Annotated in this window: 14 protein-coding genes and 1 tRNA gene; 6 read left to right on the forward strand and 9 right to left on the reverse strand. The window is 43.1% G+C overall.

Features of this window, described 5'->3' with window-relative positions; all coding sequences use genetic code 11:
* The 9 genes from IJE10_01010 to IJE10_01050 all read right to left on the reverse strand — a co-directional run.
* Window positions 1-2,547 (reverse strand): InlB B-repeat-containing protein (locus IJE10_01010; protein MBQ2966683.1); only part of this gene is annotated, 2,547 nt, incomplete at its 3' end.
* A 13-nt stretch (window positions 2,548-2,560) separates the two neighbouring features.
* Window positions 2,561-3,562 (reverse strand): hypothetical protein, encoded by a 1,002-nt coding sequence (locus IJE10_01015; protein MBQ2966684.1) that lies wholly within the window; start codon window positions 3,560-3,562, stop codon window positions 2,561-2,563.
* A gap of 156 nt (window positions 3,563-3,718) precedes the next feature.
* The gene (locus IJE10_01020; protein ID MBQ2966685.1) at window positions 3,719-5,275 is read right to left on the reverse strand and encodes an S-layer homology domain-containing protein; all 1,557 of its coding nucleotides are present in this window, start codon (window positions 5,273-5,275) and stop codon (window positions 3,719-3,721) included.
* Between the two features lie 50 nt (window positions 5,276-5,325).
* The gene (locus tag IJE10_01025) at window positions 5,326-6,405 is read right to left on the reverse strand and encodes a hypothetical protein (GenBank protein MBQ2966686.1); all 1,080 of its coding nucleotides are present in this window, start codon (window positions 6,403-6,405) and stop codon (window positions 5,326-5,328) included.
* A 35-nt stretch (window positions 6,406-6,440) separates the two neighbouring features.
* Window positions 6,441-6,626 (reverse strand): hypothetical protein, encoded by a 186-nt coding sequence (locus IJE10_01030; GenBank protein MBQ2966687.1) that lies wholly within the window; start codon window positions 6,624-6,626, stop codon window positions 6,441-6,443.
* A gap of 26 nt (window positions 6,627-6,652) precedes the next feature.
* Entirely contained in the window at window positions 6,653-8,368 is a 1,716-nt protein-coding gene (locus IJE10_01035; GenBank protein MBQ2966688.1) for a hypothetical protein, read from the reverse strand.
* Window positions 8,369-8,406: 38 nt separating this feature from the next.
* A complete protein-coding gene (locus tag IJE10_01040) occupies window positions 8,407-10,035 on the reverse strand; it encodes an ABC transporter ATP-binding protein (GenBank protein MBQ2966689.1) in 1,629 nt (542 codons plus the stop codon).
* A complete protein-coding gene (locus tag IJE10_01045; protein ID MBQ2966690.1) occupies window positions 10,019-10,486 on the reverse strand; it encodes a S24 family peptidase in 468 nt (155 codons plus the stop codon). The genes IJE10_01040 and IJE10_01045 overlap by 17 nt, the downstream gene beginning before the upstream one ends.
* On the reverse strand, window positions 10,483-10,746 hold the full coding sequence (locus tag IJE10_01050; GenBank protein ID MBQ2966691.1) for a PqqD family protein: 264 nt from the start codon (window positions 10,744-10,746) through the stop codon (window positions 10,483-10,485). Before IJE10_01050 ends, IJE10_01045 begins: the two co-directional genes overlap by 4 nt.
* Window positions 10,747-10,909: 163 nt before the next feature.
* Here IJE10_01050 and IJE10_01055 point away from each other — a divergent pair, with 163 nt between their 5' ends.
* The 6 genes from IJE10_01055 to IJE10_01080 all read left to right on the forward strand — a co-directional run.
* Window positions 10,910-11,740, forward strand: coding sequence for a M14 family metallocarboxypeptidase (locus IJE10_01055; GenBank protein MBQ2966692.1), 831 nt, complete (start codon window positions 10,910-10,912; stop codon window positions 11,738-11,740).
* A gap of 60 nt (window positions 11,741-11,800) precedes the next feature.
* A tRNA-Leu gene (locus IJE10_01060) sits at window positions 11,801-11,888 on the forward strand.
* 276 nt (window positions 11,889-12,164) lie between these two features.
* Window positions 12,165-13,157: a replication initiator protein A gene (locus IJE10_01065; protein MBQ2966693.1), complete on the forward strand. Its 993-nt coding sequence runs from the start codon at window positions 12,165-12,167 to the stop codon at window positions 13,155-13,157.
* Window positions 13,158-13,174: 17 nt separating this feature from the next.
* Window positions 13,175-13,993 carry a ParA family protein gene (locus tag IJE10_01070; protein MBQ2966694.1) on the forward strand — a complete coding sequence of 273 codons (819 nt, stop codon included), beginning with the start codon at window positions 13,175-13,177 and terminating at the stop codon, window positions 13,991-13,993.
* A complete protein-coding gene (locus IJE10_01075; GenBank protein ID MBQ2966695.1) occupies window positions 13,950-14,876 on the forward strand; it encodes a ParB/RepB/Spo0J family partition protein in 927 nt (308 codons plus the stop codon). Before IJE10_01070 ends, IJE10_01075 begins: the two co-directional genes overlap by 44 nt.
* Window positions 14,877-14,879: 3 nt before the next feature.
* On the forward strand, window positions 14,880-14,983 hold a 104-nt coding region (locus tag IJE10_01080), incomplete at its 3' end, for a DUF3789 domain-containing protein (GenBank protein MBQ2966696.1).

Consider the following 14,983-nt stretch of genomic DNA (forward strand, 5'->3'; position numbering starts at 1 on the left):
CTGCAAACCGATTGCATCGCCGTAGGTTACGGTAATGGTTGTAACCGCACCGCCGTTATCGGGATCAAATGTTAAAGTGTAATCGTTTACAGTATATTCTGCTGTAATCTGCATATCCTCTTCAACGATTGTTGCGTCTGTTACAGGATTACCATTCTGGTCTTTCCAACCAACAAAAGTGTGACCTGTTTTGCTCGGGTCAGAGGGCATCTGCAAACCGATTGCATCGCCGTAGGTTACGGTAATGGTTGTAACCGCACCACCGTTATCAGGATCAAAGGTTAAGGTGTAATCATTTGCATCAAATACTGCGTTTACAATCAATTCCGCTGTTACAGTGGTTGCAGAAGTTACTTCGTTACCATTTTCATCTTCCCAACGTAAGAAGGTGTGACCCGTCTTAGTCGGGTCAGCGGGCATCTGTCCGCCGATAGCAGAGCCGTCTGCTACATAAATTTCAGAAACAGCTGCACCGTCAACCTTGAAGGTTACTTTGAAATTACCAATCGGAATAAGCTCATAAATCGCTGTAATGTTCATCGGACCGGTTACAACGGTTGCAGAGGTTACTGCATTACTGTTTTCATCTTCCCATCGCAGGAATATATGACCTGCCTTGCTGGGATTTGCAGGCAATTTCGTGCCGATTGCTGTATTGTATTCTACGTTTTCGGTAATAACCGCATCGCCATTATCGGGATCAAAGGTTAAGGTATACTCGTCTACATCCCAGATTGCGGTAATGTTCATCGGACCGCGAACAACTGTGTTTTCTGTTACAGGATTACCATTCTGGTCTTCCCAACCAACGAAGGTGTGCCCTGTTTTGCTCGGGTCGGAGGGCATATCGCTACCGATTTCTTCGTTATAAGTTCCAACAATTGTAACCGGCGCCTCGCCGTTATCTGCATCAAATACCAGGTTGTAGGTTTCAGCTGTCCAGATTGCATTCACATCCATAACGCCGTTCACTACAGTTGCGTCCGTTACCGGGTTTCCGTTTGCATCTTCCCAGCCTGCGAACACATAACCGGTTCTTGTGGGATCCGCAGGCATCTGTGCACCAATTGCCTGCCCTTCTTCCACATATACGGTTGCATAAATCATACCACCGGATTTAAAGGTTACTTTAAAGCTTTCAACCGGTTCGGGATCCCACTTTGCAGTGGCATGAATTGCACCTTTTACAATCGTGTTTTCTGTGATTTCCACACCGTTTGCATCAAACCATCCTGCAAACACAAATCCATCCTTACTCGGAGCAAGAGGCATTCCGCTGCCGATTGCCACATCGTAAGTACCGGTTACAACAACAGGTGCCTCGTCATTATCGGGATTAAAGGTTACGTCATAAGTCTTGGCTTCCCAAACACCGTAAACATCAAAGCTGTTTTTCACAACAGTATCTTTGCCAATCGGTTCACCTTCACCTGATGCATTTTTGTACCAGCCTAAGAAGGTGTACCCTTCCTTTTCAGGTGCTTCCGGCAGTTTATCGCCGATAACAGAACCGTATTTTACGGTAATTGTGCCAAACACTTCATCATCCACATAGAAGGTCAAAGTTTCTTTTGAAGCAGCAGAACCGGAAGACGCATTACCAAAGTTGCCGCCAATCTTCAAGAATTCCGCTTCTGTAATTTCACGGATACCTTCAAACACCTTTTCGGTTCTGTAGTTCATAAACTGGGTTACACCATTTACGTTTTTAACTACAACGCCTTCATCAGTGGTTGTGTTTTTCAATGTCATGGTACCGCCACGGGTAAGCAATCTGCCGTTGATGCTTACATTAGAGAGCATCACGGGATTTTTCATAGCACCGTCACCGATGACCAGATCACCCTGAACTGTACCGTTAATGGTTACATCGCCGCAACGTACAACCGTAATGCCGGGAAGCACTTCACTGTATGTTCCGGGATTTACAATGTAACGCTTAATCATGTTGTGCATTACCTGTGCAAATTCCTCACGGGTGATATTTGCTTTCGGTGTTACATAACCGTTATGGTCACCGTTCACATAGCCCTTTGCAGAAAGTGCAGAAAGGTAAGGCTTTGCCCAGTCAGAAATTTCCGAAGCATCCGGGAACTTAGAAAGGGAACTGTAATCAGAAGATTCAAGTACTAACACTCTTGCTAAAGCAGTGAAAGCTTCTTCACGGGTAATGTTTGCTTCCGGATCCATTTCGGTTGCACTCTTACCCTGCATAGCCTCCATCTTTACAGCCTTTGCAATGTATGTATAATACCACGCATCCTGCGGTACATCCGTGTATGCCGAGATATCCGCAACTGTAGAAGCACCGAACGCCCGGGCTACAATAGTTGCAAACTCTGCACGGGTCAGATTGTCTGCAGGTTTGATTTCATTATCAGATACGCCTACCAGCAATCCGTTGTTTACCGCTGCAGTCATAGCTTCCTGCGACCAGCCGGTCGGGAAATCCACAAAGCGGCTTGTACCTGCATATACTGTTGCAGGCACCATGGTCAACAGCATACAAATACTCAGGCACAACGCAAAAATTCGTTTCATATTCATATCCTATTCCTCCTTATTTTGTATATCTTTCCATGTAAAACGCTTTTTTCAATCGCTTTTCATTCAGATAATTTTCTTCAATCTTAGTTACCACCGAGGTATCTCTGCCCGCCTCGGTCAATGTCGTTTCAATCTGGTCCAGAACGCCATACACCTTCGAATCGCATTCCTTTTCCCATTGACCGACCTGCCCCATGTACTTGGAAACAATCCGCTCCTTATTGGGTCTGTTCCATTCTGACTGAGGCTGTGAATAGAACTCATTGGATATTGTATTTTCCAGTCCCGCGAGGCGATTCAAAAATTCATTTTTATAAACATAAAGCTGTGCAATGTATTCCGAAATTTTCTGATCGGCAGAGGCATTATTGTTACCGCTCGGTTCGGGTGCAGACGTTGTACCTGTCGTACCGCCCTGACTTGAAGCCGTTCCTGAAGTTGTTCCGCTTGCAGTATTGTTATTATTCCCGGACGGGGTTGAATTGTTGCTTGTTGTATTCTTGTTTCCCGAAGTTGTCGGTGCATTGTTCTTTCCCGTTGAAATGTTACCCGGATTTTCCTTGCCGACCGTCACGTTTCCGGGCTTGTCGGGCACGGGCTTGTTATCCGCACCTCCGGGATTGTCGTTCTTACCGTTTTCTTCACTGTTCCCCGTATCTTCGTTTGTTTGCTGTACGGGTGGCGGAACCTCTCCGGCTTCTGCTTTCCGAATTTCTTCCTCCAGTGTAGATTGACCGGTCAGAATCAGAATCGCCTGATCACCCGAAATCTTCCCCTCATTGAGTGCGTTTTGTTCTTCTTCGTTCAAATCGCGCACGACAATTGCTTCGTTTTCGTCCAGAAAATTCTGTAATTCTTCTTTTGTTTCCTCCATCTGCACCTCTAACTCTTCCGATGTGTAGCGAACCGAATCAACCAGTGCCGTAATTGTATTCCAGTTGTCACATATAATCCAGACGCCAACAAGAATCAGCATCATAAATACAGACAAAATTATTATCCCAAACCGTTTCATACATTCCTCCCAAGCTATCATTTATACATATATAATTATTATATATTTTTTTTACAAAAAAGTCAAGTATTTTCACAACTTTTTACACCTCAAAAACGGCTTTTTAAAAGCTTTTTAACGACAAAAAACGACCGATTAAAAATCGGTCGTTTCAAATCACTTCAAAACACTCTTAATCACAAGATTTTCCGTGTCGTAAATATTTGTTGTCAGTCGTTCTTTGGTGTAAATATCCAGATACATTTCACCAAGCGGGAAATCCGTTTCACCCTCATACTGTTCCTTGAACACATAGCCCAGAGTCTTTCTCATGGGATCGCCGTCAACGGTCATTTTTACGCGCATGATATAGCGGTCATCCCCACAATGTTTAACCATCGACGGATAATAAGTGAACTGAATTTTACAACCCTTGACAGACACACTTTGCGCCCATCTGGTCAGAACGCCGTGGAAAACACTATGATATTCTCTGGTGAAATCGTAATCATTTTCGCCTGCAATTGCAAACGGTGCTTCGTATATATGCTTCGGAATGCTTTCTAAAATAACAGGATACTCAGCCATGTTCGCAGGATAATCCGCTGCATGCATTTCAACAGATTCGTTTACTGCAACACTATTCACATACGATACTTTTGTGCCCACATAGCGGTCAAGCTGGAACAAAATGTAGGCAAACTTACCAACAGTAAGCGGTTGTTCTCCCTCAAATTCCAGACCGATACCCTTTGCAATTTTCAAAAATAAATCTTTAGAGCCGGTTGCTTCGATACCCTCGTAGCCGACCTTGGAACGGGTAAATTTCTGATCCTGCTTTGCCGCGCGCATTGCCGCACCGGTCAGCCCTGCCAGTGCATCTGAAAGCGTTGCCTGTGCAGCCATTTTCTCTTCAGTGTAATCTGCGCACCCAAGATACGCGTCTGCCACATAAGCCCATCTTTTGCCGTCTGTGGTATCAACCGCTCCTTTCGGATAGGTGGTAACAAGCGGATTGGATTCGCCAAATTCATATCTCGTTATTGCTTTGGCTAATTCCATATTTGTCATGGGCTTTAATACATCATTCTGTACTGTATCCAAAACGCCCGAGCCATTCAAAACCAACAGAAGTGTCTGGTCGTCAACATGCGGTCTTAAAGTGTTAACACCAATGGTCAAACCTTCACTGCGCTGAATAAGTGTTGCAGCTTCCGCGCGGGTCAGCGTGTCCTTTAAACGTAAGTTTACACCGTCATCCCCAATCATAAGACCTGTAGAGTATGCCCACGCAACTGATTTGCGGTTATCCCATTGACCGGTAATTGCACAGGACGCCTCCGCATTTTCGGGACTGCCGTTTCTCGCCCACAAAAGGTCAATAACTTCCCCTCTTAAAATCGGCTGTTCCGGCAAAAATTTATTGTCTTTCACTTCCATGCCCGAAGCCATGATGTACTTATAGCCCCAATGGGTTTCGTCCACATCTTCAAAGGGTGTTTCCCGTACAACCGGACCTTCCCCAATCATTTTAACAAATTCCGCACGGGTTACCACATTGGCAGGTCGGAATGAGCCATCCTCATAGCCGTTGATCACACCTTTCGATGCCACGTGCTGTACAGCTCCGTACGCCCAGTGATCCTGCGGCAAATCAAAGAATTCTGCCGCGGATGCAGTAACTGTGCCAAGCATCATACCTGTCGCAAGCACTAAACTTATCAATCTTTTCATGTCTGTTCCTTCTTTCTTTTTATGTTTATTTTATAGTGGAGTCATTGTTTTTATAACTGCAAAGTATCCTTAACCAAATCCACAGCATCTTTGGAGATGTTACAGCCTAAGGCATAGACAGGTGTGGACGAAAGCACATCGCTCACCACCGAAAGACCCGTCTGGAACTGTTCGGAAAACTCCGGAATTTTTGCTTCGGAAAGCATTTTCTTCAGGGCATCCATCCCCCTTATCCGTTCGATTTTGTTATCGGGCGACTGATACAAAAACACAATAGCTTTAAGCGGAAGCTGTTGATTGAGATTCAACTCCGACTTACCGCTCCAGGGTGTTCCGCATACATACGCGACCCCGTTTTCCACATACAACGCAGGCGTATCGTCATTGAGCCTTTCTGCATTATAATATTGTTCCCACAGCTCTGCATGGGTGGACTTTCCTGTGCCGGAGGGCGCAGAAAAGCATACTCCAACCCCATTAAAGGCAATCGCAGAAGAGTGAAACACCACTCTTTTTCGATTCAGCGCCATATAAGCAAATGCTTCGCCGATGTAGCTGTGAAGCCTAGTCTCTAAATCGAGACCGCCCACACTTTCCATGTCATAAATCTCTACTGTACACAAAGAAAAATCTGAATTGAAATCCATGCGCACCGTGTATTCTGAAAAGAAATCCAATGTATTCAAAAGGGTGATCCCCTCACTTGTTTTCACACACAAAAATCCGCGTACCGTGCCGATTATCTCTCCTTCCGGACAAGTAATCGCAGGCACGACACGGTAAAAAATCTCAAAATCTGCCCGACCCTCTTCGGTTTTATACGCCGAAAGACGGTGGCACACATACCGGCTGTTGCCGTCTGCATCCGTTTCTTTAATGCCCCGTGCTGTATTTTCAATCACGGGCTTATTTGCAAGCTGTTGCTCAACTTGTTCTTTGGTAAATACCTGTAAAAGAGAAGCATCGGGAGAGAATTGCTCCCCCGATGCATCAATTTCATTGAATTCGTTGGAGGCATTTTGTCTTTTATAGCAAAGCCCTTTAAGGTCTGCGATATAGGAAACCGGAACCGGCTCCATACGGCTTTCACCGTGAATCTTAACCTTAATACCTGCTATACTGTAAAACATCTGCCTTTTCTCCAACTTAAATTTGTTATCCCTTATCAGGATCTGATATATCTGGAACCAACCAGCTGGCTAACAACTTCGTTGTTCTCAAGAACATACTTTTCCAAAGTTGCAGCATCCTGTGTACCCAGGTTATAACGAGTCTTCGGGATAGAAACTGCGATAGCTTCCTGTGTGAACAGTTCGGCTTCCGCAATCATGGGTTTAACATAGTTTTTCATAATTTGCGTCTCCTTTCGTGTTCACCTTACTGAATATATTTTGTTTCAGATACCACTTCATCTGCGTATGCTTTGATAGCGGTACCTGCAAGAGCTTCGATATCTGCAGCGTCATCGCTGTAGAGTTCAACTGCATAAGCACCCTTGTAATTAATGTCGTCAGAACCATCGCTTACTGCCAAAGCCTTATAGTTGTCTGTGTCAACTGTAATACCGCATTCGGAGTAGTCACCGGTAGCACGTGCAAAAGCAGTGATAGAGTTTTCGGTCTGAACAACCTTACCCAAGGTAACTACAACATCGGAGTAAACATCAATACCGGTTACAGTATCCAAAGCAGGTACATATCCGCCGGTTCTGCCGGTTGCATAGCCTCTAGCGTTATCCATCTGTTCGAGAACTTTGTCAGCCATAGCGTCTTTTGCCAAAGCAACCATGAAGTCGAAACGCAAAACGGAACTTGCGTTGTTTCTGATAGCAATTGTGTTTTCACCTGCGTTCAAAGCAACGTCAACGGTTGCAATACAACCAGGATCACCTTCACCACCGGAGATTTCGGAATACATGGTCGAAGCAACAAAAGAACCGCCGTTCACTGCAACTTTAGGAACACGAGTAGTTTGATATGCACCAATACGGAATGCTAAGGTGTAGGTACCTGCAACGGGTACGTTAAGGGTAGTATCCATAGAGTTGCTGGAACCAACATGCATGATCCAGTCCTGGCCTGAACCATAGTTTACAGGAATGGTGTATTCTGTAGCATCATCCAATTCTGCTTCTTGACCTTTAAAAAGCTCTTTGATAACCGCATATTCAGCAGCGGATACGTTATCCGCATTGGTGGAGCCACCGTCATAAGCAACGGAACCATTTTCACCCGGTGTTCCAGCCAGAACCTTTTTGATAACAGCACCGGTCAGAATCATGTTTGCGGTTTTAGCTTCGGTTGTTTTGTACCAAGCTTTTAAGGCGTCACCATAAGAATTGTTGTTGTCGTCAGCAGAGAACTGTCTTGCGTTCAAGAAGCCGACAGTACCGGACTGTGCACCGGTGTTGCTGGATACGAAGTGTGTTCCCTTTTCCAAGGTTTCGGGCATTGCATCGATGATGGATGCTGCGGTAACGATAGGCGCATAGTAACCAATGTTGATGATGGTGTCTTTGGTCAAAGCTTCAAATACATAGATTTCATCAGTATCTTTGATTGCGAAGTCAACTTCAGCACCGTCAACCAATACGTATGCAACCTTGTCAGAGGTAGAACCTGCCAGAGTTACAGCGGTAGCTTCGCCTTCTTCTGCCAAAAGTTCCATGTTTGCTGCGAGCGGTTCGGAAACGATACCGTTTTCCACAACGTTTGCACCGGAAGCAGCCTTTACCTTACCGGATTCTGTAGCTGCAGTCCAGGTATCAGCACCAACATAGATTTTGTCGGTTTCGATAGCATCAGCAGTTGTGGTGTAGCCGAATTCAACAGCTGTGTTGTTGCCAACGTTTACCTGATCGATGGCTTTAATCTTTGCATCTGTTGTAGCGGCTAAAGAAGTGTTGTCGGTTACGAGATAAGTAACCATGCTTTCTTCATCGAGGCCGGTAACCTGTGTTTCAACGTTTACTGTATCGCCGTCATAGCGAGTAAAAGATGTCACAGAAGCGGCCATTGCGCTGAGACCGGTGCTCATTGTCAGAATCACAACAAGAGCCACGGCAAGAAGTTTCATAGCGCATGATTTCTTCATTTAGAATCCCTCCAAATTTTTTGAGTTTTGCTATGTACTCAACCTTCTTTTCTGCCTAAATCAATTGTCATGTCGGAAAATTCGAAAGCTTTATCCCGATGAGATATCAGGATGATGGTGCGTCCCATCTCTTTCAGGTTTTCCAGAACCTTTTTTTCAGTCTCGCAATCCAATGCAGAAGTTCCTTCATCCATGAGCAAAATTTCCGCATCAGCATACAACGCTCTGGCAATAGCTACACGCTGTCCTTCACCCTCGGACAAGCCGTATCCGTTTTCCCCAAGCTCTGTATGGAATCCCTGCGGGAGTGACTGAATAAGACCCCACAGTTCAGCCTGTTTCGCACTTTTCTCTAACCTTTCGGAATTAACCGGATTCCCAAAGGCGATATTCTGTGCTATTGTGCCTGACATAAGAAGGTTAACCTGCGGAACATAGGCAAACATGCTGCGCGTTCCGGAATGTAGCGCGCATCTTGTTCCATCCTCCTTAAGCAGAGCTATTTCTCCGCTCCCGGGTGTTTCAAACCCGAGAAGCAATTTAAATAATGTGCTTTTTCCGATTCCGGACTCGCCGGCGACAGTAACCACACTGCCCCGCGGTACGGTTGCGGAAAAATTATTTAAAATGCTTATTCCTTCATATGCGAAGGAAACGCATGAGAAATCGATTGCGCTCCAGTCGGATTGCGGTAAAACGGGCGGTAAGTCCGTTTCCAGGTTTTGCAGTTCCTCAATTCGCTCAAGCGATGCCGATGCGGCATACCACTGCGGAACGAGCGAGGAAATGCTCCGAACCGGAGATTCGATTTGTCCTATAAGATTCAAAATCGCAAGCAATGTACCAAAAGTCATTGCACCGACCGAAATCTTATAGGCACCCCAACCAAGTGCCGCGTAGTAACCTGCGGTTACCGCTAAGAAAAACATGGTTGAGGTCATGATGGAAAACATATTCTTCTCTTTCTGCCGACTAAAGCTTGCCTGCTGATAGTCTTCCATCTGTTTTGCGAAAAATTTCTCTTTCACAAAGGTTTTGATTACCGTAAGCGCCCCAAAGGCTTCTATCAGGAAGGAACGGATTTTCCCTTCGCTTTCTAAGTATCCCTTATGCATTTTTTTAAGCTTTCTGCGGAAAATTCCGCCTGCCAAAAACATAAAGGGTGTTAATATCAAACATAAAACAGCAATTTGTGCGTCCAACTTAAACAGTGCCCAGAGGCAAAGCAGAAGCCGTACCGAAAGGGCAATGGCTGCCGGAACAATGTCCACAACCGCCGAAACCACCACACCGGTGTCGCTGTTGATGCGGTTAATCAGCTCGCCCGTCTGCATTTTTTCGATTTCGTTCAGCTTCTTATTTAAAAGCTCCGAAAACAACAAAGAACGCAGATACATTTCGATTTTACCTGCCGCAATTACATAAAAGCGGGAATTTAAAATCTGAATTACAAGCTGTAATACCACCAGTACCATTAAAATGATAATGGCAGAAACTATATCTCCCTGCACCTCGCCTGCCGCTACGTCCACTACGGTTTTAGAGGCAAATGCAAACCATACGCCTACCACCGAGCCGACTGTACCAAGCAGAGTCAGTAACAGTAAATACCATTTAAATCGCCCACAAAGGCTGAAAAACGAATGGGTTTTAAGCTTTGCGAACACGTTTTAACCACCTTTTCAATGCTACGCCTGTCCGGGTCAGCGGGGCACGCACATAAAAGAGCTTCACCCACAAAACGCTGTACACCTTAAAGCAAAAAGCACTACAAGAAAACGTTTTGCCCTTTCTTACACCCGAAACGGCTTTTGCCAGAATCTGTGACGGATAGATGGGATACTCTTTTTCAAGCTCCCCGTCCCCTGCCAACACAAAGGCATCTTTTTTTCTGCCCACAATGCGGTGCAACACGAAGCTTCCGTTTTCTCTTCTATATAATACGATATCGTATTTACGATATTTGTCGGATTTCCTGACCGTTATTTTATCTCTGCCACTTAAGAGCAGAGGCCACATGCTGTTGCCACGGACGGTGAACGCCGCCTCCTTACCCTCTTCCAAAGGCTCGTTTATCACCGCAACCAGCTGTGCCATTTCTTTTTCTATAATTTTCATTCCAGCATATCCTTTTGCTTTAAAAATGCTAAGAATGCATCCACATCTGCATCTGCCTCCGCGTCGGAAACATCGTATTCGGATGTTAAAGCTTTTATCAGGTCTGCTTTCTCCGCACCCTTTTCCAGCGTACGCCAGAGGAGTGCCGCCGATTCATTCAACGTGAACGAATCGGTTAAATCCACCAGAGATGCACCCGTGCGAATCACCATAAAATCGCCTGCAATTTCTTTTAAACTGTAGATGGATTTTATGCGCATTGGTCTGCTCCCTTCATTCCCTGTAGATAAATAGCCTATTTTATATAGTATATTATAGCACATCAATTTCAAAAAAGCAACACCTTTTTTACAATTTTTTTACAGTTCTTTTTCGCCATTTTTCGGGCAATTGCATATACTGAAAGCAGGAGGTGAAAAACTCTTGTACCCTTTCAGGCAAGCCTATACACACAAGCGTCTGACGAATGATTTGAAACAGTTAGGTATTTCTTTTTTTACCATCGGCAAGAGCCTTTCAGGCAGAGATTTGTATCTGTTTAAAATCGGGAACGGCGCAAAACAGATTTTTATAAATGGCGCGCATCACGGTGCAGAATGGCTGACCGCGCCCTGCCTTATACGCTTTGCGGAGGATTGTCAGCAAGCGATGCAAAAAAACAGACGTCTTTGCGGATTTAATGTAAATGCGTTATCCGCAACTGCCACTTTGCACATTCTGCCCATGGTAAACCCCGACGGCATTGAAATTTCTGCACACAATCCTGAAAAAGTATGGCAAAGTAACGCAAGAGGTGTGGATTTAAATCACAACTACGATGCTGGATTTTCCGCTTACAAAAAACTGGAAAAGGAACAAGGGATCACAGCAGGCACAACCCGTTACAGCGGAATGTATCCGGAAAGCGAGCCGGAAACCCGTGCGGTGTGTGATTATGTGCGGAGCAATGCGTTTGACATGTGCATTGCATTACATTCGCAAGGCGAAGTGATTTATTACGACTACGGAAAAGACACGCCGCCCTGCTCATATTCCATTTGTAAGGCTTTGTGTGCCGAAAGCGGCTATCTGCCCGACAAAACAGAGGGCTTTGCCTCGTACGGCGGTCTAAATGACTGGTTTGTGACACAATACAAAAAGCCTGCTTTCACCATTGAAATCGGGAAAGGGAAAAATCCGCTTCCGGGGTATCTTTTTGATTCAATATACCAAAAAGTATTACCCATGCTGTTATTGGCTTCATTTTTAGGGTAGTTTTTTCACAAAAAATGCTTGACAACTGCATTTTTTTGTGGTATAGTATTTCTGTTGCCTGCCCGAGTGGCGGAATTGGCAGACGCACAGGACTTAAAATCCTGCGGCCCTTAAAGCCGTACCGGTTCGATTCCGGTCTCGGGCACCAAAAACGACAAGATTCGATACGAAAATTGTCTTTTTAATCTCAAATCCCCTTAAATAAGGGGTTTCTCGTAAGGTTTCAATGTGAATTTACTACTAATTTACTACTTTTGAGCCTTGATATGACTCTGAAATCTTATAAGAACTTATGAATGGAAATGAGCAGATATTTGTCTGCTCTTTTCTATTTACAATTTAATATGTGTCTTTGATTAAGGTAGTTGTTTTTATAACGACTACCTTTTTTTATTGCAAAAATTTAACGCAGGAGGTGTAAAAAATGTCATTGCAATTTGATTATTTCTATGGTAGCGAAGCAGAACAGTTTTCCTTTTATCGCATTCCGAAGATATTGTTTAAGGATAAAATGTTCAAAGATGTGTCAACGGATGCAAAGGTTTTGTATGGTCTAATGCTTGACCGTATGGGATTATCGGTAAAAAACAGATGGTTTGATGAAGAAAATCGAGTGTATATTGTTTACACGATAATGGATATTATGGAAGATTTGAACTGTGCTGACCAAAAAGCCGGAAAGCTCTTATCGGAACTTGATACAGTAAAAGGAATTGGTCTTATTGAAAGACGCAGACAAGGCTTAGGAAAGCCAAATATTATCTATGTAAAAAACTTTCGCATAACATCACAAATACAGAATAGTGAAAATCACGATTCAGGAGAAGTGAAAATCACGAATCAAGAATCGTTAGATTCACAAATCAAGAAAAGTGAAAATCACGAATCAAGAATCGTGATAAGCGATAATCAAGAAATGCGAAAATCACTACCTAATGATAATAATATAAATAATAATAATTTTAATAATACTGATTTGAGTGAAACTCCTATCATATCATATCCTGTTAGCGAACCACCATTCCTGCTCCCCGACAACAAAACAGATACGATGAGATGGATGCGAGAAAGAAATACATATAAATCACTCATAAAAGAAAATATTGAGTACGATATTATGTCCGAAAGATATAGTTCAGTATGGCTTGATGAAATTGTTGAGATTATGGTTGATGTAGTTTGCAGTAAAGAACCATATATCAGAGTAAACAAACAAGACTATCCTCACGAGGTAGTCAAAAGCAGATTTTTGAAGATTGATGCTTCACACATTGAGTACATATATGATGCTCTTAAAGATAACACATCTAATGTCCGTAATATACGGGCATTTTTAATTACAACAATTTATCGGTCTTTTGAAACGGCTGATAATTGGTATTCAGCAAAAGTAAAACACGATATGGCAAATTTTTAAGGAAGGAATGATAAACAATGAGTAAAGTGATTGCTATTGCTAATCAAAAAGGTGGTGTTGGAAAAACAACCACTACTGCTAACTTGGGTATCGGTCTTGCAAATGAGGGTAAAAAGGTTTTGCTTATAGATTGCGATGCTCAGGGAAGTTTAACAGAAAGCTTGGGATTTCAAAACCCTGACGGAATGGAAATAACCTTGTCAACACTTATGGCAAAGGCTTTGAATGAACAACCTATTCAAAATGGCGAGGGAATTTTACATCACGATGAAGGTGTTGATTTAGTTCCTGCGAACATTGAGCTTTCAGGTATGGAAACAGCTCTTGTTACTGTAATGAACAGAGAACGGGCACTAAAGAATTATATCGACCAAGTAAAAAACAATTATGACTATGTGTTGATAGATTGTACTCCCTCTTTGGGTATGCTCACCATAAATTCTCTTGCTGCTGCGGACGAGGTAATAATTCCGGTTCAGGCACATTATCTCCCGGCAAAAGGTTTGGAACAGTTATTAACTACTGTCGGAAAGGTTAAAAGACAAATTAACCCCAACTTAAAAATTGGCGGAATACTTTTGACTATGGTTGACGGTAGAACGAACTATGCTAAAGATATTTCAAGAGTAATCAGGATGAGCTATTCCAAAAACTTAACTATCTACAAAACAGAAATCCCTCACTCTGTAAAAGCTGCTGAAACATCTGCCGTAGGTAAAAGTATTTTTGCTTATGACAAAAATGGTAAAGCAGCTAACGCATACCGAGAATTTACAAAGGAGGTGTTGGACAATGCCAAACAACGCAATAAACATAGGTCTGAAATCATACGATGATTTATTCAAAACTGACGAAGGCAGAAAAACAGAGGAAATCAAACCCGTAGCCATATCCGAGTTAAAACCCTTTGAAGAACAGCCTTTTAAGGTTCTGCTTGATGAAAGTATGGACGAACTTGTAGAAAGTATAAAACAAAGCGGAGTGTTATCTCCCGTTGTTGCAAGACCACATCCCGAAGGTGGTTATGAAATACTTTCAGGACACAGACGAGTTAAGGCTTGTGAAATTGCCGGAATTACTGAAATACCCGTTGTAATTAAAGATTTAGATGATGATACTGCTACTATTCTTCTTGTGGATAGCAATTTGCAGAGAGAACATATATTGCCGAGCGAAAAAGCGAAGGCATATCAAATGAAGCTTGATGCTATGAATAGAAAGGCAGGCAGACCAACAAAAGAAAATTGTTCCCAAATTGGGAACGATTATGAAAACAAGAGGACAGCACAGTTTTTAGCTGAAGAAATTGGAGAAAGTAAGAATCAGATATTTCGATACATTCGACTAAATAATCTTATTGATCCGTTGCTTGAAATGGTAGATAACAATGAAATTGCACTCAATGCCGCAGTTGAGTTATCGTATCTTGGCACAAAAGCTCAAGCAGAGGTTGTATCAGCTATTGAAGTTGAAGAAGGTGCTCCCTCTATTGAACAGTCTAAAAAGCTCCGCAGATTTTACGAGGACGGAAATCTCAATCCCGAAGTTGTATTATCAATTATGCAGGAGCAAAAACCCGAAAAAATCAAAATCACATTTGATGAAGAAAAAATTAAAAGATATTTTCCAAAAGGCTATACAAAACAACAGATTGAAAACGAAATAATCAAACTGCTTGAAATTGCCTATCGGAAAAGACAACAGGATAAGGAGAGATAATTTATGGTATATTATGTTATTGGTTTAATTGTTACATTTGCAATCGGTGCTTTCTTTGGAGTGGCTATGATGTGCTGCTTCCACATGGCAAGCGAAGCCGACAGACA

The organism is Clostridia bacterium (genome assembly GCA_017410375.1).
In the GTDB taxonomy this organism is placed as follows: domain Bacteria; phylum Bacillota; class Clostridia; order RGIG6154; family RGIG6154; genus RGIG6154.